The sequence below is a fragment of the Methylobacterium sp. Leaf465 genome (assembly GCF_001424705.1).
GTDB lineage: Bacteria > Pseudomonadota > Alphaproteobacteria > Rhizobiales > Beijerinckiaceae > Methylobacterium.
On sequence record NZ_LMRA01000044.1, the window covers coordinates 251,433 to 273,385 of the forward strand.

The following is a 21,953-nucleotide window of genomic DNA, read 5'->3' on the forward strand; positions in this document are numbered from 1 at the left end:
TCGATGGATAAATGCCATGCAGGCTGGTGCAGACGCGGCCGGAGAGCGGCCCCCAATCCACCTACAATCCGAAGGACGGCCTTCTTCCGATCTCACCGAGCAGATCTCGGAAGTGATCGACCACGTCCCTCAGCGTGAAACAGCTGCCGTCCTCATGAATGTTCTGGTCCAGAAATCGGACGTCGTCCCGGTGGATATGAATGGCGCGCCCTTTGTCGCCGGCGAAGTACCGCATCCGGATCTCGTGGTCGCCGAGACGTGGAACGCGTCCGTCGCGATATTCGCGTTGCAGATGCTGCCAGACCGAATTGAGGAGCGTCTCGGGGTTCTCCATTGGCAACGTTCCGGCGACCGCACGGTAGCCCAACCACTCGGAATGCTCGATGGGATCGCGTCGGGCATACTTCCGGTCCAAGATCGACTGGAAGGTCCCGACGAAAGCGTGGAAGGATCCTGCGACTCGACGCATGTCGTCTTCGTGCATGCACCACCAGTCTCGCCCGCGAATGATTGTCACCGCCATGCGGATGGGTTGCCCCACGATCTCGGGTGTGCGTCCGCATTCGGTCATCGCAACCAACCAGTCCCAGGCTTCGGCCAACTGTCCGTGATGGTTGATGCCTAGCAATCTGGATATCGCCTTCATGGAGACCCAACGGTCGCCCTCCGCATGCGAAAGTTCGCTGGTGCGATCGTCGATGGCGACGACGTCCGAACCGTTGCCGACACTGATTGTCGAACCGTCGTTCCACATGGTTTGCGCCTCCGCGAGAAGCCGAATCGGGAGGGTCGCGAAAAGCCTTGAAAATCGCAAAAATCCGGTCCGACGCGGAATCTAGGACGACGCCGTCGAAGCCCGGGTACCTATGCGTCCGGTCGGGAACGTTCCTTGTGTCGAAAGAGGCAACAATGCCACTGGAAGGAATGGCCTCGCGGTGGCATCCTGCCGAAGGGTCACAGTCTCGAACGTCGGTTCCTTGAACGCTCCGCATGAACGGATCCGACTTCAAAAGCAGATTGAAACTGCTCGACCGAACCCAGGTGGGCTTCGCGCGGGAAAGTGGCGTCGCTCTCCGTACGGTCCACAACTGGGCAGCTTCCGGGCCTCCCGAAGAAGTGGTTCGCCTTCTGGACCTCATGGCGCGGCTGGAAAAGCCCTTCGAGTTTCCGATCGAACGAACCGAACCGACGGACTTCTGCGTCGCCGTTGCGGCAGAACTCGACCATCTTTGTCTTGCCGCCGGAATGAATCGTCGCGACGCCTTCGTTCGGAGCGTAGAAACTTGGCTGGCAAAAAACGGTGCGCTGTGAATGTCACTTTGCATCAACATTCACGTCCTTGAAACCCGCAGCGGCACAATCTGATTAATATTACGATCGCAGAAATTCTCATTGCCATAGTTGATGCCGAAATTCACATAACTCAGAAAACGGCGGGAATCCTGTTGTGAAAGGCCATTTTGGCCTTCATAGTCCGACTGTTCCAGCTTCAAGCTTCGAACATCGACGCCTGACCGAGGTCCACGACAACGACCTCTACGATCGATGCAGGCGTGGCAACCCTCGGAACCCCCGGTCGACGAGTAGCCGCCATGGTGCGGATTCGCGTTTCCGATCGGACTCGAAGTGGAGTCGCGTCAATGTCGCTACGACCAAAGTCCCCGGCCTTGTTCCCCGCGGAGATCGAGAAGAAACCAGATCGCCCCGGCTTCCGGTCGTTCAAGACCACGTCGGCCGTTTTCTATCCCCAGCGTTGGCACCGCGACCTGCTGATTCAGGCCACGCTGGACCCGAGCATCTCCTTCATCGAACCCGTTCCGGATGCGCGTCAATCGCTGGATTCATTCAAAGTCTCAGTCTGGTTCGAAGGTCGCAGTCGGCTCCTTGTCGCAGTCCGGAACGCGATCGACCTCGGCGTCTACGCTTCGCTTCCGGATGCGCTCTCCCTTGATCGTTCGACCGTACTGGACGAACCGCGATGTTCCGTGGCGCGGCAGATCTGGGCCACTCGAACGACGCAAATCTCCCCCGGCGATCGGATCAGAATCCTACGCGAATTGTCCGAGAGCGCCGGCGGGGCCCCTCTTGGACGCCTCATCGAATGCGTGAGAAGCAACGATGCCGACCCCGTGGACATCGTTCTTGCCCTGGTCTGTTCAGGCCAGGCTGAAGTCGAGCTCGGGGCGCATCTCGCCCCGGATACGCCGATCAGAAGCGCGGCGCGGTCCCAGCCTCCGGAACGAGGAACGATGCGCGCAACCTTCGTTTGAATTTTCGTCACTTTGAGCGCGGCTGTAGCCTTGTCTGCAATTATAGACGCAATTTTCCACATTTGTTGAATGCTGTTGGCAAGCGACGGATAACGATGTCACGGCAATATCCGAAAAAGCGCTTGTAGCGGACAGGAGTCTGAAGGCATCTTCCAAAAAGTTGCCTTGAGGACCCGTTCGATGATCCGGTTCGAACTTCCACCAGTCATGCGGAAGCTTGCGCGTCAGGCTTGAGGCCGACCGTCGAACCCCTGTCCGGACAGGGCCGGCGCTCAGCCGGCCAGCGACTCTTCCGCACCTCCCGCGCCACCGGCGCACGGTGACCTAGCTCTCAATGGGCTAGTACCGGCGGGCCGCCAGACGACCATAGCATATCGGTCGAGGCTCCCGACGCTCGAAATTCCCGGCCGCTCCCTGTCCGGACTTTCAGCATCACCCGAACATTCGAATTCTCTGGATCCGTCTCCGTCATCGCGGGCCGGACTCCGAGATCGGGCCGAATCTCATTCGTACGCTCCGGAACTCGATGCGGACCGGAGCAGCGCTCGATATTCGCCCATGGCCTACCGGGTCGCAGAGCAAGTATCTACCGAATATAAATTTGGAAAATACTTGATTTGACTTCCTTTCGATCTGGATACCAACGCGCTCGATTCGAGCTTGGAAGAGGAGTGATCGATGGTCAGAAATCTCGTCGCAACGTATCGCTACAACGATCGTCCTCGGACCGACAACCTCAGAGTCGATCCATGGAAGATCGATCCAGTCCGGCCGTTCGCTCAAGATCTGACGGTAGAGCCGACGACGCACGTACGTTGCGAGACGTGGCCGGGCGAAGAGATGCCGAACTAAAACCGCATCTAACGCCTCCGCTCTCGATCGAAGATCAGAAGCCATTGGAACGCCATATAGTTTCAACGACCTAGCGCTTCGATCAGCAGCAGCTTCGAAACTCCAGGCGATTATCTGGCTGCATCCCTAGAGTTGCCGGAGATCTGCGACGATCTTTTGAAAACACCCTCTTGAGGAGATATCCATGGCAAAAACCTATGCCGGGCGGCTTCGGATGAAGTCCAACTTCGAAGTTTGCGAGTCCTACTTCGGATTGTTGGATCCCGAGTTCGAAGGACTATCAGTCGCCGATCCGATGATCGGGACAACGACAGGCATGCGGCGCAAGCCGTGGTCCGACGACGGCTTTCTAAGCTGAACGCATGCCCCGTCCCCGGCGTCGCCAGGGGACGGGATCCGCGGCAGGACCTTGCCAACATCCCAGGAGGATCACGATGCACGACGAAATTCCTGCACCCAAGATCGATGGATGGGGCGCACCCTCGACCCCGGAGATGTTCGACGGGAATGCCAACTGGCACTCCAAAACGTCGGAACCGTCTGCTGGCCGATCGATGTCCGGCCTTCCACCACCACGAGTTGCCGCTGCGCCGGCGATCGCGCGCAGGCGGCCTGCATCCCGCACGATACTCCCGATCGATAGTTCGGTCGCTCGATCGAGCGACCAGTCGCAGCACTGCTTCCATTCGCGTCCGATCAACAGAAGGAAAAGACGACGATGATCGCTTTTCGTCCCAAGGAATTACAGAGGATAACCGGAGTACGCGCAGCAAGCAGGAAGACGAACCGCGCGAGTTTCTGCGGCGTCGTTCCGTGGTTCGACCTCGAAAACCTGATGGGCGCATCAAGGAGCGACGGCACGTCCTTCGAGGGCATCATCGAGTTCGAGTCTTTGCTCGAGCATGATTTTCTCGTCCTGACCCGCTCGGATGGTATCACCACGGAAGTTCGCCCGCAGCCGCGAAAGGTGGACTGGTTCGATCTGCGCTCGCGGAAATGGCGCGTCCACATTCCCGACTTCGCAGTCGTGCGCCGAGGCTGTTCGCGGCCGATCTATGTGCAAGTCAAACCCAAGGTCAAAGCAGACGTGCTGGCCGAGGAACTTGGCCTGATCGCTGACGAATTTCATCGTCAGAACCTCCCCTTCGAGGTTTGGACCGAAGTGGAGATCCGCCGTCAGCCGGTCTTCGGCAATGCCGAGCTGTTGTTCGAGCATTGTGGTCCCAGGGAGGACGTCGAAGCCCTCGACCGGGTGCGAGAGGTACTGCGAAATGCTCCTCGAACGGTGAAGACGATGGCACAGATCAAGGAAGCCAGTGGTATCGGTGGACGGACGCTCGGCGCCGTTCTGCGTCTTCACATACTTCGCGAGGTCGCACTCGACCTCGAGAAGCCGATCGACGATCGAGCCCTCGTACGCTCCGTCCGCGTGATCCGAGATCCAGCTGCCGACCAGCGTGCAGTTTGAACGAGTCGAGCGATCCGGTTCGGAAGATAGCGACAGTCGATCTTCCTAAAAGATGCACCGCACGAAGCGCGAACACCGAAGGTAAGCTATGGGTCCGTTCAAGCTGAGCAGCCGCGATATCGTGGTGATCGACGACCTTCGCTGGTTGCCGACGACTGCACTGGAGGACGGTATAGCGCTTCGACCCATCGATGGTGGTCCGGCCAAGGCGCACAGCTGGCACGAACTGGTCATGCTATGGGTCGATCGACGGATGCGGATCGAGCCCGAGCCCTGCAAGGGACTGCCTGCAACGCTCATCGAGGACATGCGCCGAGACATCTCGGGCTTCACCGAGCAGCAGCAGTCGGAGGCGATCCGCCGGGCCAAATATATCCGCCTTCTGGAATTCGCGATCGAATTGCGCGATGGCCGCCGCGTCACGTCAAATCGCCCTGCCCGGAAGCGCAAGAACCGGCACATCGTATTGAAGGCGAAGGAACTCGATTGGTGGTGCAAGCGCTGGGCTAGGCAGATCGAGCCCGGCGGCGTCTCGCAGGCGCCGTGCGGCGGTTCGCTGATCCAGTGGTACCGCCGCTACAAGCTCTCGGGCGGCCTTCGCTCAGCGCTGGTCCCCCAGAGCCATCGCCAGGGCAACCGTGTTCCCCGGTTGTCTCCCATTGCAGTCAAGGTCATGAACGAGTTCGCGCGCAATCAATACCTGCAGCGCGAACAGCCGAAGGCGTCGAAGATCTTCCCGCATGTCCGCGACGAAATCCGCGTCGTCGCCCGGAAAGCCGGCGTGCCGGAAGCCGACATCGCAGGAATGATTCCCAATATCCAGTCTTTCTATAAAATAATTCGCAGCATGGGGTCCCTGGAGACCGAAATCTATCGCGGCGATGCGAAGAAATCGAAACACAGGCATCGCATCAAGGCCCTCGGCCCCCGCTACGAGTGGATCGGCCAGGCAGTTCAGATCGACTCGACGGAACTGCCGATCCTCGTACGCGACCCCGCCACGGGTTTGACCTTCAAACAGGTCACGCTGACCGTCGTCATCGACCTGGCGACGCGTGCGATCGTGGGATGGTACGTCGGTCTGGAAAAAGGCTTTGCGACCATCCAGGAGGCTCTCCGGATGACGATGATGCCGAAGACTTGGATGTCTAAATTGGACGGCATCACGAATGAGTATTCGGCCACCGTAAAACCCAGCGTCGTATTTACCGACCAGGGATCGGACTATCGCTCAAACGATCTCGTCGTCACGTGCGGCCAACTGAACATCCGTCTCAAGCATACGCCTGCAGGAGCGCCGGACCTCAAGGGCATCGTCGAACGACAATTTCTGACGTCGAAGCAGGGCATGTTCGCCGGAATGCCCGGCAGCTTGTTCAAGAACGGCGATCGCTTCTCGGATTATCGCGCCGGGGACCATGTCGAGATGACCATGGAACAGGTCAACTGGATCGTCTGCAAATTCGTTGCCGACGTCTGGATGCAGGAGTGGGCCAGCGGCATCGAGGACAGTCCCGCCGGCGCGTGGCGAAGGCTTTCCAACATCCGTCATCCGGAGATGGCGCCCTCGATCGATCATCTCGTTCCGCTCGTCTCGAAAGTCCAGGAAAAGGTTACGATCCAGCATACCGGCGTTGAATGGATGAACCTCTTCTACGGCTCCGGCTCCGAGACGCTTCAGGAGCTGATGAACCGAGAAGGACCGGGCAAACGCCAGTACAGGATGCGGATCGACGCATTGGACGTCGGACGAGCCTACCTGCTTGTCGACGGCGAATGGATCGTACTCGCCGCGTCGGACCCTGCGGCCCGCGGCCGCCCGGTACACGATCATCTGGTTATCCGAGCCGAAGCGCGATCGCGCAAGAAGAGGCATGAACGCGTCCACCAGCCCGACATGGATGCCGCGAAACGACGTCTCTACGCTCCTGCGGAGGCACGGAACAACAAACGCGCCGCGCAGAGGATCAGCAGTCGAAAGGCGCGCCTTCTGGTCGAGGAAGTCGACAACCTGGCCGAGATGAAGGCGACGTACATCGAGGCGATAGATCCCGAAACGACGCATATCCCGTTCGACGACATCGAGTACCGCGATGATGACGAGTCGGATCTAACGCACGAATCCCCCATCCGTGCGAGGCCGCGTCGGCCGGAGAAGGTCGTCGATCACTCGGCGCAGCGGCCGCCCCGACGGCCGATCGCGAGCGCGGCGCCTCCCCGCAGGCCTGCCGAAATTCGGATCGTCGAAGACGCGGAAAATCCTCCCGCAGTCGTCGGCGCCGTCAGACCGTTCCCGGTCTCGCCCGTGAACATCAAGCCCGAGATGCCGTCGGCAGCGTCCGCGAACGCCGTCGATGTCCCGACCCGCCGCAGAAGGAACTTCCGCATTGCATCATTCAGCTGACGCAGCCTTCCATACCTCGGACGCCGACGAGGTCCTCGAGTGCGAGATCGATCTGATCTCGGGCCTCGACGACGGCGACGTCGGCCAGGATACCGGCGACGCCACTGATCTCCTGACCGACGAGGCCGAGGCCATGCTGACCAGGGCACGGCACGTTCTCATCGACAACCACGTGGATCTGATCGAAGGCATCAAGGCCATCGAGCGGTCCCGGCGCGCCTACGATCGTGGCGAACCGGGCCAGCTCCTGCTGATCACGGGAGCCTCCGGGACCGGCAAGTCGACCATTCAACGCGAATGGATCCGGCGTGAATATCAGCGGATCGTAAGGACAACGGGGCGGATTCCGCAGATCTGCAACTACGGGCTCGTGTTGACGGACGGCATCGACGGCGACGAGCGGCCGATCGTCTTCGTCAACGCCTCGAGCTCCCGGTCCACCAATGCGCTCGCGACCCAGATCCTTCGGGCTCTGGGTGCCGAGGTGCCGAGGGCGCTCCACGGCCATCAGATCCTCGACCGACTGAGGATGCAACTCGTCGGACAGAAAACCCGCCTTCTGTTCATCGACGAGTTTCATCACACCGTCTCGTCCCGCGACGAACTGGTTGAGGAGCTGTCTGAACTCGTCAAGGATCTGCTCGTCGAGACCCGAGTGCAGCTGGTGCTGAGCGGCATGCAGAAGGCCGCACGCCCGGTGGACGCCAATCCGCAGCTGGACCGCCGTTGCCGCATGCGGTTTCCGGTAGAACCGTTCAGCTGGGGTAGCGAGATCGAACACCGGCAGGAGTTCCTCGATTTTCTGGCGGATCTGGAAGAGGGCATGGACCTTCCGGAGGCGTCGAACCTTTCGGATCCGAAGAGGGCCGGCCGAATTCATGCGTCCACGGGCGGCATCCTCGGCCGCGTCACGCGCCTGATCCTGATCGCGCTCGAGCATGGTCTGGAGGATGGCGTGATGCACGTGGCCGACAGATATCTTGCCTATGCGCACGAGACCTTGAAGCGTTCCGGCGAAAGATCGAACCCCTTCCAGCCTCAGGCTTCCAAGAACGAACAGGCCCCTCGCCGCCGCGTGCAGCGGCCGTCGCGGACACGCGGCTCCCTATCGGGCAAACCGTCCGCGCCCACCTACGAGAAGACGGCCAGGACGGTATGAGATCGAACGAGGAGATGGGTAGCCATGACCTTTCCGATACGTCCTCGTCATATCCCGGGCGAGCCGGCAAGCGGCTACGTTCGCCGACTGGCCGAGGCGAACGGCTGCGACTGGCGGTCGAATCCGTTCACCGGTCGGGGCGTTTCGACGGCCCTCCTCGCCCGCGGAGATACGCGTGCCCTGGTGCCGTTTCTCGGGCGCGGGATGGTCGACGGAATCGATCGATTCTCTCCTCGGCGGATGCGGGATGGCCACATCTCATTGAACGGCGAGAAGCTGGAACCTGCTCAGGTTTTCTATGAACGTCAGCGCTACTGTGTTGCATGCTGGGCCGATGACGCTGCAGGCGAGTCCGGCGGCCGGTTTCCAATGCGACATCTGCGATGCTGGTGGTCGGTCGCAGCCGTTACGGTCTGTCCCATCCACAATGTGCGCTTGAACGACCGTTGCCTACAGTGCGATCGAACCATCCGGTTGGCCGGCGGGCGCGTGACGATCTGTCGTTGCGGCGCCAATCTTGCCCAAAGTACCCGGATCGTCGTCGACGCGCATGCCACCGCCGCCGACGCCTACGTGGTCGGCCGACTTGGAGGATGCTCGAGGGTGCCGCACGACATCCTGGACACCCTGCCGCTCTGTGATGCCATTGCCCTGATGCAGAGGCTCGGTTGCTGCGTTTCTGCCGGCCGCGACGCCAGATTCGGCAAGACGGATCCCCCCGATCGGCCAGCAATGATGCTGGCCGGCTTTCACACAGTCCGGACGGGCGACGAGGGCATCGAGAAGACGATCGATGCCCTACTGGCCGCCCCGGGCAGGCCGGATCGACTTCGGGTTCAACTCGGTCAGCTCTACAGCTGGTTCGCCGCTCTGCCGGATGGCGAACTCCAGTCTTGGATGGCAACCCGCATCGCGAACGTCGTGAAGCGGAATCAGCTGAGCTGGCAGGGTTGGGAGCGGCATGTCGTCGAACCACCGACACCGGATCGTATATCCGCCAGCAGAGCCAAGGCTTGCCTCGATGCCAGCTGGGATAGGACGGTTGCGATCCTGGACGCAGCCGGATTACGGAGGGACGTCGACCAACGATGCCGACCGACCGTAGACCGGCGACAGGTCGAGATGCTCGCCAGCCGCGTCGGGCGCTTCATCAATGTCGATGTCCTGGCAGGTACGCTTGGCATCACTCCCGCTTCCGTCCGCAAGCTGGTCGCCGCGGGCATTCTTCCACGCGACCGATTGGCTCTCGCGGCCTTCAGACATCCGAGATTCGATCCGATCGAGGTCGATGCGATCCTTGATCGTATGCAGGGAAGCGCGCCCGTCGTGGAGGCTCCTCCATCGAACTCCGTTTCGATCGTCCGCGCCGCCCGCAAGGTCGGAATCGTCGCGCTTTGCCGCGCGATCCTGGACGGGCGGATCGTTGCTACTGCGCGGATCGCCGGCCCCCCCGGCCTTGCAGGCATCCGAATCCGTTCGGTCGGTATCGCGGAACTCTCACGGGCCAGGAACGACCCCTGGATAGGGCTTCTGGAGGCAGGCAGGACACTCGGCATGCGACGGAACGGTCTCGATCTGATCGTCGCCGCTGGCCACATCCGGACCATAAAGGACGCCCGCGGCCTGCGACTGCTTGATCGGGCGGATGTCGGGAACTTTCAAACCCGCTACGTCTCGGCGACGGAACTTTCCCGCTCCTTCCGCACAAGTGCTAGGACCATCCTATCCAGACTTACGGAACGAGGCTACCGGCCGGCGATCGAACTCGCTCTCGGCGACCGAATCGAAATCAGACTCTACGAACGCAGCGTCGTCGACATTCTCCGACGAGCACCGGACGGCGTCGAGCGAGGCTCGATCTCAGTCGCCGGAGGCAATCTGCATCTCGGGCGCAGGCAGCCCGACACGGAGTAGATCCGACCGACGGAATAAGCTCACCCCGGCCTCCTTCGGAAGCACGCCTTCTATTCCGTATTTTTCGTGCAACATCTGCTTAATCAGACAGGCGTCGGTTTTTAGAGCCCAAGCAATTCTACGGGCGGTAACATACGTCTGAACGAATTTTTTGAATTCGCTCTCGTCAATGATGTAACATCGATCGGCCTGTCTATTGGATTTTTTGACAATACCGTGCAAGACAAGCTTCCTGACGTTTTTGACGTGCATGTTCAACCGTCTGCCAAACACTTCAGCCGTCAACGGAGGTTTCGTTTTTTCCTTCGGAGCCTCGATACGATCGAGATCGGCTTTCGAAACGAAGATCGAGCGTAGTCCTGAAAAGCTACGCACTTGGCATTTAGGCAGCAACCGACCATCGATAAGCGCCTCGAAGACCCTCATCGATCCTATTTCCGATCGAAGCGCCTGGATAAGTGGAATGCATCCATAGTCCGGTCTCGAACTAATAGGAATTTTATTAGAATTTAATTCTAGATAAAGATTGGCGGCTGAAATCCAGAAGGAATTATTACCTACCATTTCGGTGGGAGTCTGGTCCATTGTGTCGGCAGCCTGTCTAAGAAGTGTTTGCCGAAGCTTCTCTTCGGCCGCGAAAAGTCTAACGAGCTTTGCAACGTCCGGCTCCTCGAAGCTACGAGTATGAATCGATCTGACGTGCAACAGTCCGAAGAACTCTGCCATCAAACAGTCGGCGTTCTCATCTCTGCGACGCCAAAGAAAATCGACGAAGGAGTTTTTGCTCCGTGCGACCCGAAAGCCGGAACGCATCGCGTTTGCACCATGTTCGATGTGCAAACGTCGCGCCTTGCTGGGTACTCCGTGCAGTTCGACCGCACCGCACGTTGCCACCAAGTCGACGGTAGCCCTTAGGCTGAGCTGGTCGAGAAGCAGGGCTTCGGGCCGCTGTGTGAAACCCAGCCGTCCAAGAACATAGGCCTCCCACCCGTAGCCGTTCTCCGCGTCCGTATCCGCAGTGCCCTCCAAAACGCCCGGAGCTTCGGGCCTTAATCCACGCAACGGGATCTCATGAATCGGGCAGTGGTGAAGGAATGTCAGATCCCACCAGACACGGCGGCGGATTCCGAAACTGTTCTCTCCAGGCGTGGCGATTCGATCTTCGACCACGCAGGCCGGGCAGATGCGCTCACGGCCCTGCTCGATATACTGGGCCGTCAATCGTTCACCACTTACGATCCAGATTCTGGACCCTGCACGTGCCGGCGTTGCGAAGAGGAGCGAGGCCGCATCGACATCCGCCACCGCCGAAAGGCGACCTACCTCTGTCCGGTCTCCCCAAAGGAGCGCTCGAAAATCGAGGTTGTAGGCGTCGGCGAATTCACGGGCCCCGTAGGCGTTTCGGGACGCCAGACGATGAAGAAACGAGTAGGCCGGCTCCCCCGCTCCATGGCTGCGAAAGCGTAGCGGAGCTTTTCTGCAGGTCCACGACGATCTCGCCGAAACTGCGTCGGGGGCGTATCTCAACATAGGCGCGGCGGACGGGTTTCGTCCTTTCGGCCAAGTCATAGAGTTGCTCGCTCCGCCTCGATCGCCTGCCTCGACGATATGTCTTTGGCCGATGCGCTTGCGCTCCTTTCCGGTGATGACGCCGAACGGATCGATCACATCCGGACTGCCGTGAAAATTCGGGCGATCGAGCCTTGCGCCGGGAATGCGCAACTCAGCCTCCCTACCCTCCGGCGATGCCGCAGGTACGATGTGTCCGCACCTCTCGGCGTCGTCTCGGAGAAGATTGAAGGGGGCATCGTTCTGTTGAGCCATTTCGTCTCCGATGGCGCGGCTGGAGCGCATGTCGACGTCCGAAAAGCCTTCGGCAGGAAGCCACCGAAGGCGTAGTGGGACAGAAGTTCCTCCCCCGTCCGAACGGTCGCCGGATGCGATCAGCGGGGAGGCGGCGGTTTGGGCGGGGAAGGAGGCGAGCCCGGCACCGACACGTCGCGGAAGAAGCGAAAGCCGGTGCCAGGTCCTTTTCAAGCCCGGGTTTCACGATGGGATACTCGCCCTATACGACCCCGCTTCGCGGATCTGCGGAAACGCAGGCGCTGTGAACGAATGGTCGACATCGGCGGGACGGTTGATCTCCGCGGGAGCCGCGGAATGACGATGGCGCATCATGATGTAGTACTCCTTCCTAAGCGGTATGCTGTTGCAGATCTCCCGTTGGCAGCGAGGCTGCCCCGGGCGATGGTGGGCCTCGCGCTCGGGCCCACCGGCTTGGCCATCGACTCCCGATCACCAAGGGTCTCATTTCGCTTCTCCTTCGAACCATGAGGGCTAGGGACAAAGGCCGGACCGTCCGGCGGACGGCTTCGGTGCTTGTGCATGGTGGGTCCCGTGCTCGGGCCCACCGGCTTGGCCATCGACTCCCGATCACCAAGGGTCTCATTTCGCTTCTCCTTCGAACCATGAGAGCTAGGGACAAGGGCCGGACCGTCCGGCGGACGGCTTCGGTGCTTGTGCATGGTGGGTCCCGTGCTCGGGCCCGCCGGCTTGGCCATCGACTCCCGATCACCAAGGGTCTCATTTCACTGCTCCTTCGAACCAGGACGGCTGGCGTCTGGGGACCGGGAGGTCCGTAGGACGACTTCTATGCTTTCTCATGGTGGGCCTCTCGCTCGAGCCGTTGCGGTTGGGTCTAGCGGTTTCGGATGCATCGCCTTCGTCCCTTTCATCACGTTGGATCGCGCACTGAGGCCTTCGACGGGTCCACGGCCTTGGTGGACCCGTGGGCCGGTTTGCCCGCGGTGGCCGCCGAGAACCATTTGTCTGCGAGCTCATTCCATTGCCTCCTATGTGATCGCAGGTAGCCTCCAGGCGCATTTCGAACGGCCTTCGGGCGTGGCTTCGCCACGCGGCGAGGCCAATTCCAGAGAACGCTCAGGGCGTGGAGCTTGGTGATCTGACCGGGTTGCAAGTCCGTCGGGACTGGCAGTCTTCGAGCCCGGCTCGACCATTACGGAATGGTCGTTTCGGACACGCAGATCATTCATCCCGTTGAAAGGATGAGGCGCGGTCTGAGCGCGGTGTTTTGTTGTTCCAAGGGGGAAGTATCGGTAGGGGCCTGTAGGCGCGCCTACCCAATAGAGTTCGAGCGCGGCACTTAGGCCTTAAGGATACGTTCCGAAAGGAACGTCGATGTAAGCTCGAACCGGGTCATCGGAGCCTTCTCTTCGCGACTTCTGCGATGATGCGCCGAAGCTTTGCCTTCGCGCAATGGAGCATTGTGATAGCTGCCTTCATTGCGCTGGCGAAGGCAAACGAATCGTACATGACGATCGTTCGATTTTAGGTTTCCCGAGGGACGGCGCCTGCGCCGGGATCGAAGCCAATGGGATCGCAACTTGGCTCACTCGACCTAGGTATGGGAAACACAGGGTGGCTGTCGTTCGCAGTTTCCATCCAGCATCAGTGGACGTCCTCAACGGCTGGCTGTTCGTTGCAATCGGCTGGAAGGGAAGCGGAACCAAGCTTTGGAGTGATGATGCTGGGACAGCGATCCCACCCGAGCGCTCCGTGGCGTCTGCTGCCTGCCCGGAGTGGATCCTAAGAATTCGCTATCACGTCAAGCACGGCCTAACCCCTGGCGAAGTGGAAACACGGGTTTTCTGCTTGTCGACTTTCTGACGGCGGATGTATGAAGCTGATATAACCATAGAGACCGCCCACGGCCCTTCATAGACTCGCGGAAGGTCTGCTTCGCTGCGGCTTGACGGGGCGATGAAGCACGTCCGGGTTGGGTGGGAAGCAGCTTGGCTGCTTTCAGTCGCATGACGTTCTTAAGCGGACCTAGGATGACCCGCCGTCTCTGGATGGACGGTCCAACCCATCGCATGGTCGAAGTTCGTTAAAGTCGGATGCCGACTTCATCAGAGGCGATGCGACCGGCGCGAAAGTGCTCTGCCTCGGGAGGCAGCGTGATTCACGATTGCAAAGGCCCGGTCACGCGATGTCTCGTGCTAGTCCGGCATGGCCAGCGCGTAGCCAACCGATCCGGCCTGTTCACGGGATTGCTGGACTCGCCCTTGACCGAGCAGGGCCGGATGGAAGCCGAGACAGCCGGGCGGCGTTTGGCCGAGCGCCGCTGGCGCTTTTCCGCTGCCTTCACCTCGACGCTGACGCGGGCCGTCGTGAGCGGCCGGCTGATCCTCGATGCGCTCGGGCAACCAGGATTGGTCCCCCAACGCTTCGCCGCGCTCGTCGAGCGAGACTACGGCGACCTCAGCGGGCTCGACAAGATCGCCGCCGTTGCGCGCTGGGGGGCGGAGCGGATCGAGACCTGGAGCCGCTCCTACGCCGAGGCGCCGCCGAACGGTGAGAGCCTGCGCGATACCGTCTCCCGCATTGTGCCATGCTACCTCCGAACCATCCAGCCGGCGGTCATGGGCGGAGACGTGCTCGTCGTCGCCCACGGTAAATGCCTGCGGGCGCTTGTGATGGCGCTCTAAGACCCCAGCCCGGCGGAGGTCGAGCACCTCGAACTCGCGACGGGCTCCGTCAGGATCTATGAGCTTGCCGCGGACACGACGATCGAAGCTCGCTGGATCGACGGGTGAATCCGCCTGTCGGCCCCCCACAATGGATCTCCACCGGCTGCAGAAGGTTCCACATTTCATCTATTTCAGTGATGGAAAGCATCTAATCATTCCGTTGGAGTGAATGAACAGGACCTGGGATCCTCCGGCATCACATCGGAGCCATCCATGTCCGCGCCCAGACTTTTCTCCCACTGTCGTTCGACGCGTGCTTTGGCCGGCACGAGAGCCATCCTTCCGGGACTCGGCCTCTGCGTGGCGGTCACCGCCGCCGCGGTCGGCTTCGAGGCCGTCGAAACGCACCTGTTCGGTCGCGCCTGGCTCGAAGCCCTGGTGCTGGCGATCCTACTCGGGAGCGCGATCCGCACCGCCTGGACCCCGTCGCAGCGTTTCTTTCCCGGCATCGCCTTCGGCGCCAAGACCGTGCTGGAGATCGCGGTCGTCCTGCTCGGGGCCTCGCTCAGCCTCACGAAGATCCTCGCCGCCGGTCCGGGCCTGCTCTTCGGCATCGCGGGCGTGGTCATTGTCGCGATCCTGTTGAGTTACGGCATCGGTCGGGCGCTCGGGCTGCATCCGCGCATGGCGATCCTCGTCGCCTGCGGTAACTCTATCTGCGGCAACTCAGCCATTGCCGCCACGGCCCCGGTAATCGGTGCCGACGGCGAGGACGTCGCAGCCTCCATCGCCTTCACCGCGGTGCTCGGCGTGCTGGTGGTGCTCGGCCTGCCGCTGCTGGTGCCGCTGCTTGGCCTGTCGCCTATGCAGTACGGCGTGCTCGCCGGCCTCACCGTCTACGCCGTGCCGCAGGTCCTCGCCGCCACCGCGCCGGTCGCGGCACTTAGCGTCCAGGTCGGGACGCTGGTCAAGCTGGTGCGCGTGTTGATGCTCGGCCCGGTCGTTCTGGCGCTCTCCCTCGGCGCAAGCCGGCTTCGCGAGGAGCCGGACGCGGCCGAACCTCGCGTCACGGCTGGGGACCGGCCGGCCGGCGGCCGTCTCGCAATCCACCGGCTCGTGCCATGGTTCATCCTGGCCTTCCTAGCGGTCGCTGCCCTGCGCTCGGCCGGACTGATCCCGGCCGTCGCCCTCAAGCCGATCTCACAGATGGCCAACCTCCTCACCATCGTCTCGATGGCGGCGCTCGGCCTCGGGGTCGACGTGCGCAGCGTCGCCAAGGCCGGCGCGCGGGTGACCCTGGCGGTAGTCGCCTCGCTCCTCGCGCTCGGCGCCGTCAGCCTCGGTCTGATCCGCGTGCTGGGCCTCGCTTGAACCGATCGGATGCGCCCGAGGCCCGGTCAGGCCCCGGCGAGGCATGGTGAGACGAAGAGCTCCCCGCGATAGGCCCCGCGCAACGTGCGCACGGACACGATCAGCCAGAGCAGGGTCAGCAAGCCGACGAGGCCCGCTCCGAGCCAGGCGAACCCGCTGAGTGCCGTCACTTCGCCGATCCGCAGGGTGGCCAGGGCATAGACGCCGAGCGGGAAGATGTAGCCCCACCAGCCGAGGTTGAACGGAACGCCGGCGCGCAGGTAGCGCACCGTAACAGCGAGCGAGAGCAGGAACCACCAAGCCCCATAGCCCCAGAGAATCAGTGCGCCGATGAGGCCCACGATCCTGAGGATGTCCGGAGCTCCGGCAAAACCGCCCGCCGCGAGGATCGGGCCACCGGCCTGCCCCAGCACGAGCAGGCCGAGCGCCCCGGTTCCGAGCGGACCGAGGGAGAGCCAGCTCGATGCCGCCATCTCTCGCGGCGGCAGGTTGTGCAGCGCCATGCGCAGCACCAGGATCGCCAGGATACTCAGCGCCAGCGGGACCGAGACGCCCCACAGCACGAAGCTCGTGACGATGACGGCGAGCTGCTGGCTCTCGCCGCTCAGGGCCGGGGCGAGCAGGCCGCCGGAGACGGCGACGACCTCGGCGGTCACTACCGGCAGCAGCCAGACGGCCGTCATCTGGTCGATGCGGTGCTCCTGACGGGTGAACATCAGATAGGGAATCGCGACGGCACAGATCAGAGCGAGCGCCACGTCGATCCACCACAGCGGCAGGGCGATGCGGACGGTATCGGCGCCGAGATACGGTGGACCGAAGATCAGCAGCCCGTTCAGCAGCGTCGCCAGCGCCATCGGGATCGCCCCGAAAAACATTGACACCGTCGAGTGTCCGAAGATCCGTCGGGCGCCATCGAAGTAGAAGATCCAGCGCGCGCCGTAGACCAGGCAGAAAGTTGCGAAGAGCACGACGGAGGCGAGCCAGAGCCCGAGCGGGACAGGGGCCAGCAGGGCATGCGTCGCCGGCAGACGGTCGAGGGCCAAGGCGACCACGCCAGTGCCCATCACCACTGTGAACCAGTTCGGCGTAAATTGCCGGATCACGTCCCGCGGATGCTGGAGGCGCGAGAGCGGCTTTAGGCCTGTGCTGATCGCCAGCAGACTGGATTCGGACACGGGGCGTTCTCGGGCTTCGGAGGGTCAACGCACCGGCTCTAGCACGCCCCCGCATCGCGCGCCGCCGCGATAGATAGCAGCTCGCAAGTGGCGGCTAATCATCAAAACAATCGATTAAAACTAGCTATGCAAACCGTTAGTACGAATGGTTTCCGGCCGCTACCTTCTTGTCATCACGAACCGACGTGACGACCCCACCAGAAGGATATCGACCATGACCCGTACGATCGCCGCCCTCGCCCTCACCGCGTCCGCCCTTGTCGGCATGACGGGCCTCTCGCAGGCCCAGGGCCTCCGCGCTCCGCAGGCCCGCTCCATCACCAGCCCATCCGCACCGATCTACGGCGACGCCGATGGCGCCAACGCCAAGAACCCGGCACTCCCGGCCTACGCCCGTGGCCGCGGCCAGGAGACCGGCGGCCCGGCGCGGGAACTGATCGGTCGCTGACAGCGCCCCGTTGGCCGCCGGGCATCAGTCCGGCGGCGCGTGAAGCCTTCGACCACCCGAATGGCAGGGAGATCCATCATGACCCGACCCACCTTCGAGACCACCGACGAGGCCCGGCAGGGCGAGACCAGCGGTCATATGCGCTGGGTCCTGTTCTGGACGGTCGCCCTGACTGTCGCCGCCGTCGGCACCGCCTGGCTGACGATCACCTGATCCGGCCGCCCGCCATTGATTGAAGATCGGAAATCTTCGGATGATCGCAATCGGAGATCGTTCAAATTTCTAACGATCATTGGATGGAATAATCGTCTCGCCGTAGCATCTCCTTCATGGGGAAGTCGCCTCTTTGCCGGGATGACATGGATCGACGACCCGAGTTTCCGGCGGCGAGACCGGACCGTCCCGACCGACGCCAATGCCGTCCGCCGACGGCGACACCGAGATCTAGCGACCGGCCGACGCGGTCCAACAAACGATTCCAGGGAGACATCATGCGTCATCTGCACGAACCGTTGAACCGCCGCCTCGTCCTGGGTGGACTCGGGCTCGGCAGCCTCGGCGCCGCACTGCCGGCCTGGGCCGCGGGCTCGGTGAAGCTGCCTCTGCCGGGCGGCCCGGACGAGCGGGCGCTGACCACCGCCTTTCCGGGCAAGGGCGAGATGATCCTGCAGCGTACTCATCCTCCGCTGCTGGAGACGCCGTTTTCGGTGTTCGACGAGGGCGTGTTCACCCCTAACGACCGCTTCTACGTGCGCTGGCACTGGGCCTCGATCCCGACCGAGGTGGATGCCGACACCTTCCGGCTCAAGGTCCACGGCCATGTGGAGAAGGAACTCTCGCTCTCCCTCGACGCCATCGCCGGCCTGCCGCGCTTCGAGATCGCCGCGGTCAACCAGTGCTCGGGCAATTCGCGCGGGCTGTTCGAGCCGCGAGTGCCCGGCGCGCAATGGGCTAACGGCTCGATGGGCAACGCCAAATGGACCGGCGTACGCCTCAAGGATGTGCTCGAACAGGCCGGGGTGAAGGCCGGTGCCGTGCAGGTGCGCTTCGACGGCCTCGACGCGCCGGTGGTCGACGACGCGCCCGACTTCAAGAAATCGCTCGATCTCGATCACGCAAGCAATGGCGAGGTGATGATCGCCTACGCGATGAATGGCGAGCAATTGCCGCTGCTTAACGGCTTCCCGCTCCGGCTCGTGGTGCCGGGCTGGTACTCGACTTATTGGGTGAAGATGCTGTCCGACATCGAGGTGCTGGACAAGCCCGACGAACAATATTGGATGAAGACCGCCTATCGCATCCCCGATGTGCCGGGCGCTAACATCAAGCCCGGCCAGACCGGCTTCAAGACAGTGCCGATCAACAGGATGGTGCCGCGCTCGTTCGTCACCAATCTGCAGGACGGCGCCAGGGTGGCGGCCGGAACGCCGGTGGCCATCCGCGGCATCGCCTTCGGCGGCGATTGTGGGGTGAAGACGGTCGAGGTCTCTGGAGACGGCGGAGCGACGTGGGTCCCGGCGCAACTCGGGGCGGACGAGGGCCCCTACAGCTTCCGCCGCTTCGACGGCAGCCTGCCGGCGCTTGCTGCCGGGACCCATACGGTCAAGGTCCGCTGCACAAACACCAAGGGCGTCGCGCAAGGCATGGACCGGGTCTGGAACGCCAACGGCTTCATGCAGAACGGCATCGAGACCGTGTCCTTCCAGGCCGCTTGAGGAGAACAGCCATGAACACGATCCGCCCTGCGGCCCTCATCACCGCGCTCATCCTGTCTCCCTTGGTGGCGCTCGCGGCGCCTGCTCCCGAGCCGATGCGCTTCAGCTCGCAATCGATCGAATTTCCGACGTCCGACCGGATCTTTCCGGACGGGCCGGGAGCCGAGGCGGTCAATAACAATTGCCTCGCCTGCCACTCGGCCGGGATGGTGCTGACCCAGCCCAAGCTCACGAAGGCGCAGTGGACCGAGACCGTGAACAAGATGGTCCACGTCTACAAAGCGCCGGTCGATCAGGCCGATGTGCAGACCATCGTCGACTACCTCACGGCGTTGAAGCCCACGCCCTGAACCCTCGAATCCCGAGGCCGCCGTGCTTTTTTCGTCGGCCTCGGGGAATAGACCGCCCTCGCTGGCATCTCCCTAAGGCGATGCACGGCCTGACCGGTCCCGCACGACGCAATCCGATTTCGAACTCGCCCGCACGGCCGGCCCCAGGCCGCCGAACGAGGGCGCATGCCCGAGAGACACGCTTCATGACTGACGTCCGCACCAGCCTCCGCGCCCTCCTCGCCGGAGCTGCCTTGCTCCTCACCCAGAACCAACCTGGATTCGCCGCCGGCTTCGACGGCGCAATCAAGAACAACGCGCTCGCCCTGAACGCCGCCGGCACGGTCGCCGCGGTGTCGAACAGCGAGGAGAGCGCCGTCATCGTCTACGACGTCGCCAAGGGCACGGTGCTGCGCCGCCTCGACGGCTTCGTCACGCCGCGCAACATCGTGTTCGCGCCGGACGGCGCCCGCTTCTACGTCTCCGACAGCGGCACGGGCCGGATCACGGTCTACGAGACCGGCACCGGCAAAGAAGCCGGCGTTCTTGCCGCGGGCCCCGGTGCGTTCGGCACGGTGCTCTCGGCCGACGGGACAAAGCTCTACGTCAACAACGAGGCCGCGAGCACGCTGACCGTGTTCGACACCAAGACCATGCTCGCAGACGCCGTGATCCCCGGCTTCGCTCAGCCGCGCCAGGGCGTGAAGCTGTCGCCGGACGGCAAGACCGTGTTCGTGACGAACTTCCTCGGCGACAAGATCACGTTGGTCGACACCGCCACCAACAAGATCACCGGCGAGATCGTCGGGTTCGAAAAGCTGCGCGCCATCTCGATCACCAAGGACGGCAAGACGCTGTTTGCCGCCAACAGCGGCCGCAACACCATCGGCGTGGTCGATGTCGCCGCCCGCAAGGTCACCTCTGAAGTCGCGGTGGGCAAGGACCCCTACGGGGCCGCGCTGACCCCGGACGGGCGCTTCGTCTATTCGGGCAACCTCAAGGACAACTCCTTGTCGGTGATCGACACCGGCAGCCTCAAGGTCGTCGCCACGGTGACCGGGCTGAACGAGCCGCGCCAGGCGATCGCGTTCTCGGCCGACAACGCCCACGCGTACGTCCTCAACCGCGACCTCAGCGTGGCCGTGGTCGACCGCGCGAAGAACGCGGTGGTTTCGACGATGAAGCCGTGAAGCGTCGCGCGCCGGGTGCCTTTCGGCGCCCGGCGCGTTCTCGATCTCGACACGTCGCGAACGCAGGACAAAGACCCCATGCTCGGCCTGTTCCAGCGCAAGGACCGCCTCATCGTCCACGGAAAGGCGCCCTACAACGCCGAGCCGCCGCTCGATCGCCTGCGGGCCGCCTTCCTGACTGATCAAGCCGACTTCTACGTCCGCAGCCACGGCGACATCCCGGACCTCGACGCCGACGGCTACCGCCTGACCGTCGACGGAATGGTCGCGACGCCCCTCGACCTCTCCCTCGCCGATCTCAAAGAACGCTTCGCGCCCGTCACCGTCACGGCGGTGATGCAATGCGCCGGCAACCGCCGGGCCGACATGCTGGCCGTGGCGCCGGTCTCCGGCGACCCGTGGGCGCCCGGTGCCATCGGTAATGCGGAATGGACCGGCGTGCGGCTCGCCGACGTGCTGCGCGAGGCCGGCATCGATGCGGATGATGAGCGCCACGTCGCCTTCGAGAGCCACGACCGGATCGCGGACACGGACACGCGCTTCGGTGCCTCGATCCCGCTCGCCAAGGCGCTGGCCCCCGAGACGCTGCTCGCTTTCGCGATGAACGGCGAGCCTCTCGCCCCCGAGCACGGCCATCCGTTGCGCGTGGTCGTTCCGGGATTTGCCGGTATCCGCAGCCCGAAGTGGCTCGCCCGCATCTCGGTTCAGGACCGGCCTTCCGACAACCCGATGCAGGCCGACGACTACAAGCTGTTTCCGCCCAACGTGACGGCCGGGACCGCCGACCCGGCCCACGGCATGACCATCGAGGCGATGCCGTTGAACAGCGCGATCTGCGAGCCCGCCCGCGGCGCGGCGTTGAAGGCCGGCCGGCACGCGATCCGCGGCTACGCCATCGCCAGCGACCGCGCGGTCGCCCGCGTCGACGTCTCGACGGATGGCGGCCGCAGCTGGGCGCAGGCCCGGATCGAGCGCGATGCCGACGCGCCCTACGCCTGGACGTTCTGGGAGATCGAGCGCGAGCTGACCACCGGCGAGCACGAGCTCGCGGTGCGGGCCTGGGATTCCGCCGGCCAGACCCAGCCGGCCGCCCCCGACGACACCTGGAACTACAAGGGCTACCTCAGCGCCGCCTGGCACCGGGTGCGAGTGACGGTGGCCTGAC

17 protein-coding genes and 1 pseudogene are annotated in these 21,953 nt (G+C 62.9%); 15 read left to right on the forward strand and 3 right to left on the reverse strand.

What is annotated here, in order from left to right; all coding sequences use genetic code 11:
* Nucleotides 1-61: 61 nt before the first annotated feature.
* On the reverse strand, nucleotides 62-754 hold the full coding sequence (locus ASG51_RS18500) for a hypothetical protein (RefSeq protein ID WP_056382341.1): 693 nt from the start codon (nucleotides 752-754) through the stop codon (nucleotides 62-64).
* A 236-nt stretch (nucleotides 755-990) separates the two neighbouring features.
* Here ASG51_RS18500 and ASG51_RS24345 point away from each other — a divergent pair, with 236 nt between their 5' ends.
* The 7 genes from ASG51_RS24345 (at nucleotide 991) to ASG51_RS18525 (ending at nucleotide 10,067) form a co-directional block, all read left to right on the forward strand.
* On the forward strand, nucleotides 991-1,311 hold the full coding sequence (locus ASG51_RS24345) for a hypothetical protein (RefSeq protein ID WP_156389788.1): 321 nt from the start codon (nucleotides 991-993) through the stop codon (nucleotides 1,309-1,311).
* 329 nt (nucleotides 1,312-1,640) lie between these two features.
* Nucleotides 1,641-2,270, forward strand: coding sequence for a hypothetical protein (locus ASG51_RS18505; protein WP_210168773.1), 630 nt, complete (start codon nucleotides 1,641-1,643; stop codon nucleotides 2,268-2,270).
* Nucleotides 2,271-3,306: 1,036 nt separating this feature from the next.
* Nucleotides 3,307-3,480 (forward strand): hypothetical protein, encoded by a 174-nt coding sequence (locus ASG51_RS24350; RefSeq protein WP_156389789.1) that lies wholly within the window; start codon nucleotides 3,307-3,309, stop codon nucleotides 3,478-3,480.
* A gap of 360 nt (nucleotides 3,481-3,840) precedes the next feature.
* Entirely contained in the window at nucleotides 3,841-4,590 is a 750-nt protein-coding gene (locus ASG51_RS18510; protein WP_156389790.1) for a hypothetical protein, read from the forward strand.
* Nucleotides 4,591-4,678: 88 nt separating this feature from the next.
* Complete coding sequence (locus tag ASG51_RS18515; RefSeq protein ID WP_056382347.1) at nucleotides 4,679-6,994, forward strand: DDE-type integrase/transposase/recombinase; 2,316 nt, start codon at nucleotides 4,679-4,681, stop codon at nucleotides 6,992-6,994.
* On the forward strand, nucleotides 6,945-8,153 hold the full coding sequence (locus ASG51_RS18520; RefSeq protein ID WP_082514105.1) for an ATP-binding protein: 1,209 nt from the start codon (nucleotides 6,945-6,947) through the stop codon (nucleotides 8,151-8,153). Before ASG51_RS18515 ends, ASG51_RS18520 begins: the two co-directional genes overlap by 50 nt.
* Before the next feature lie 24 nt (nucleotides 8,154-8,177).
* Nucleotides 8,178-10,067 carry a TniQ family protein gene (locus tag ASG51_RS18525; RefSeq protein WP_082514107.1) on the forward strand — a complete coding sequence of 630 codons (1,890 nt, stop codon included), beginning with the start codon at nucleotides 8,178-8,180 and terminating at the stop codon, nucleotides 10,065-10,067.
* Here the strand turns inward: ASG51_RS18525 and ASG51_RS23640 are convergent.
* Complete coding sequence (locus ASG51_RS23640) at nucleotides 10,014-11,921, reverse strand: TniQ family protein (RefSeq protein WP_082514108.1); 1,908 nt, start codon at nucleotides 11,919-11,921, stop codon at nucleotides 10,014-10,016. The genes ASG51_RS18525 and ASG51_RS23640 overlap by 54 nt on opposite strands.
* 2,123 nt (nucleotides 11,922-14,044) lie before the next feature.
* Between ASG51_RS23640 and ASG51_RS18530 the strand changes: the two are divergent.
* Together ASG51_RS18530 and ASG51_RS18535 are read left to right on the forward strand one after the other, a co-directional pair.
* Nucleotides 14,045-14,683: pseudogene (locus ASG51_RS18530) on the forward strand (2,3-bisphosphoglycerate-dependent phosphoglycerate mutase).
* 147 nt (nucleotides 14,684-14,830) lie between these two features.
* Nucleotides 14,831-15,928 carry a putative sulfate exporter family transporter gene (locus ASG51_RS18535; protein WP_043765941.1) on the forward strand — a complete coding sequence of 366 codons (1,098 nt, stop codon included), beginning with the start codon at nucleotides 14,831-14,833 and terminating at the stop codon, nucleotides 15,926-15,928.
* A 26-nt stretch (nucleotides 15,929-15,954) separates the two neighbouring features.
* On the opposite strand, the gene ASG51_RS18540 is transcribed toward ASG51_RS18535, so the two are convergent.
* Nucleotides 15,955-17,106 (reverse strand): TDT family transporter, encoded by a 1,152-nt coding sequence (locus tag ASG51_RS18540; RefSeq protein ID WP_012752395.1) that lies wholly within the window; start codon nucleotides 17,104-17,106, stop codon nucleotides 15,955-15,957.
* A gap of 214 nt (nucleotides 17,107-17,320) precedes the next feature.
* Here ASG51_RS18540 and ASG51_RS18545 point away from each other — a divergent pair, with 214 nt between their 5' ends.
* The 6 genes from ASG51_RS18545 to ASG51_RS18565 all read left to right on the forward strand — a co-directional run bounded on the left by ASG51_RS18545 (nucleotide 17,321) and on the right by ASG51_RS18565 (nucleotide 21,952).
* Nucleotides 17,321-17,554 (forward strand): hypothetical protein, encoded by a 234-nt coding sequence (locus ASG51_RS18545; RefSeq protein WP_012752396.1) that lies wholly within the window; start codon nucleotides 17,321-17,323, stop codon nucleotides 17,552-17,554.
* A 78-nt stretch (nucleotides 17,555-17,632) separates the two neighbouring features.
* Nucleotides 17,633-17,767 carry a hypothetical protein gene (locus tag ASG51_RS25400; protein WP_012752397.1) on the forward strand — a complete coding sequence of 45 codons (135 nt, stop codon included), beginning with the start codon at nucleotides 17,633-17,635 and terminating at the stop codon, nucleotides 17,765-17,767.
* Between the two features lie 278 nt (nucleotides 17,768-18,045).
* Nucleotides 18,046-19,269: a molybdopterin-dependent oxidoreductase gene (locus ASG51_RS18550; RefSeq protein WP_012752398.1), complete on the forward strand. Its 1,224-nt coding sequence runs from the start codon at nucleotides 18,046-18,048 to the stop codon at nucleotides 19,267-19,269.
* A gap of 11 nt (nucleotides 19,270-19,280) precedes the next feature.
* A complete protein-coding gene (locus ASG51_RS18555; RefSeq protein ID WP_012752399.1) occupies nucleotides 19,281-19,619 on the forward strand; it encodes a cytochrome c in 339 nt (112 codons plus the stop codon).
* 185 nt (nucleotides 19,620-19,804) lie between these two features.
* On the forward strand, nucleotides 19,805-20,788 hold the full coding sequence (locus tag ASG51_RS18560) for a beta-propeller fold lactonase family protein (protein WP_012752400.1): 984 nt from the start codon (nucleotides 19,805-19,807) through the stop codon (nucleotides 20,786-20,788).
* A 78-nt stretch (nucleotides 20,789-20,866) separates the two neighbouring features.
* Nucleotides 20,867-21,952 carry a molybdopterin-dependent oxidoreductase gene (locus ASG51_RS18565; RefSeq protein ID WP_012752401.1) on the forward strand — a complete coding sequence of 362 codons (1,086 nt, stop codon included), beginning with the start codon at nucleotides 20,867-20,869 and terminating at the stop codon, nucleotides 21,950-21,952.
* Nucleotide 21,953: the final 1 nt, after the last annotated feature.

Coding starts and splice junctions, on each gene's coding strand:
- ASG51_RS18500 (WP_056382341.1), bottom strand. CDS start 754: ATGTGGAACGACGGTTCGACAATCAGTGTCGGCAACGGTTCGGACGTC.
- ASG51_RS24345 (WP_156389788.1), top strand. CDS start 991: ATGAACGGATCCGACTTCAAAAGCAGATTGAAACTGCTCGACCGAACC.
- ASG51_RS18505 (WP_210168773.1), top strand. CDS start 1,641: ATGTCGCTACGACCAAAGTCCCCGGCCTTGTTCCCCGCGGAGATCGAG.
- ASG51_RS24350 (WP_156389789.1), top strand. CDS start 3,307: ATGGCAAAAACCTATGCCGGGCGGCTTCGGATGAAGTCCAACTTCGAA.
- ASG51_RS18510 (WP_156389790.1), top strand. CDS start 3,841: ATGATCGCTTTTCGTCCCAAGGAATTACAGAGGATAACCGGAGTACGC.
- ASG51_RS18515 (WP_056382347.1), top strand. CDS start 4,679: ATGGGTCCGTTCAAGCTGAGCAGCCGCGATATCGTGGTGATCGACGAC.
- ASG51_RS18520 (WP_082514105.1), top strand. CDS start 6,945: ATGTCCCGACCCGCCGCAGAAGGAACTTCCGCATTGCATCATTCAGCT.
- ASG51_RS18525 (WP_082514107.1), top strand. CDS start 8,178: ATGACCTTTCCGATACGTCCTCGTCATATCCCGGGCGAGCCGGCAAGC.
- ASG51_RS23640 (WP_082514108.1), bottom strand. CDS start 11,921: ATGCGCTCCAGCCGCGCCATCGGAGACGAAATGGCTCAACAGAACGAT.
- ASG51_RS18535 (WP_043765941.1), top strand. CDS start 14,831: ATGTCCGCGCCCAGACTTTTCTCCCACTGTCGTTCGACGCGTGCTTTG.
- ASG51_RS18545 (WP_012752396.1), top strand. CDS start 17,321: ATGACCCGTACGATCGCCGCCCTCGCCCTCACCGCGTCCGCCCTTGTC.
- ASG51_RS25400 (WP_012752397.1), top strand. CDS start 17,633: ATGACCCGACCCACCTTCGAGACCACCGACGAGGCCCGGCAGGGCGAG.
- ASG51_RS18550 (WP_012752398.1), top strand. CDS start 18,046: ATGCGTCATCTGCACGAACCGTTGAACCGCCGCCTCGTCCTGGGTGGA.
- ASG51_RS18555 (WP_012752399.1), top strand. CDS start 19,281: ATGAACACGATCCGCCCTGCGGCCCTCATCACCGCGCTCATCCTGTCT.
- ASG51_RS18560 (WP_012752400.1), top strand. CDS start 19,805: ATGACTGACGTCCGCACCAGCCTCCGCGCCCTCCTCGCCGGAGCTGCC.
- ASG51_RS18565 (WP_012752401.1), top strand. CDS start 20,867: ATGCTCGGCCTGTTCCAGCGCAAGGACCGCCTCATCGTCCACGGAAAG.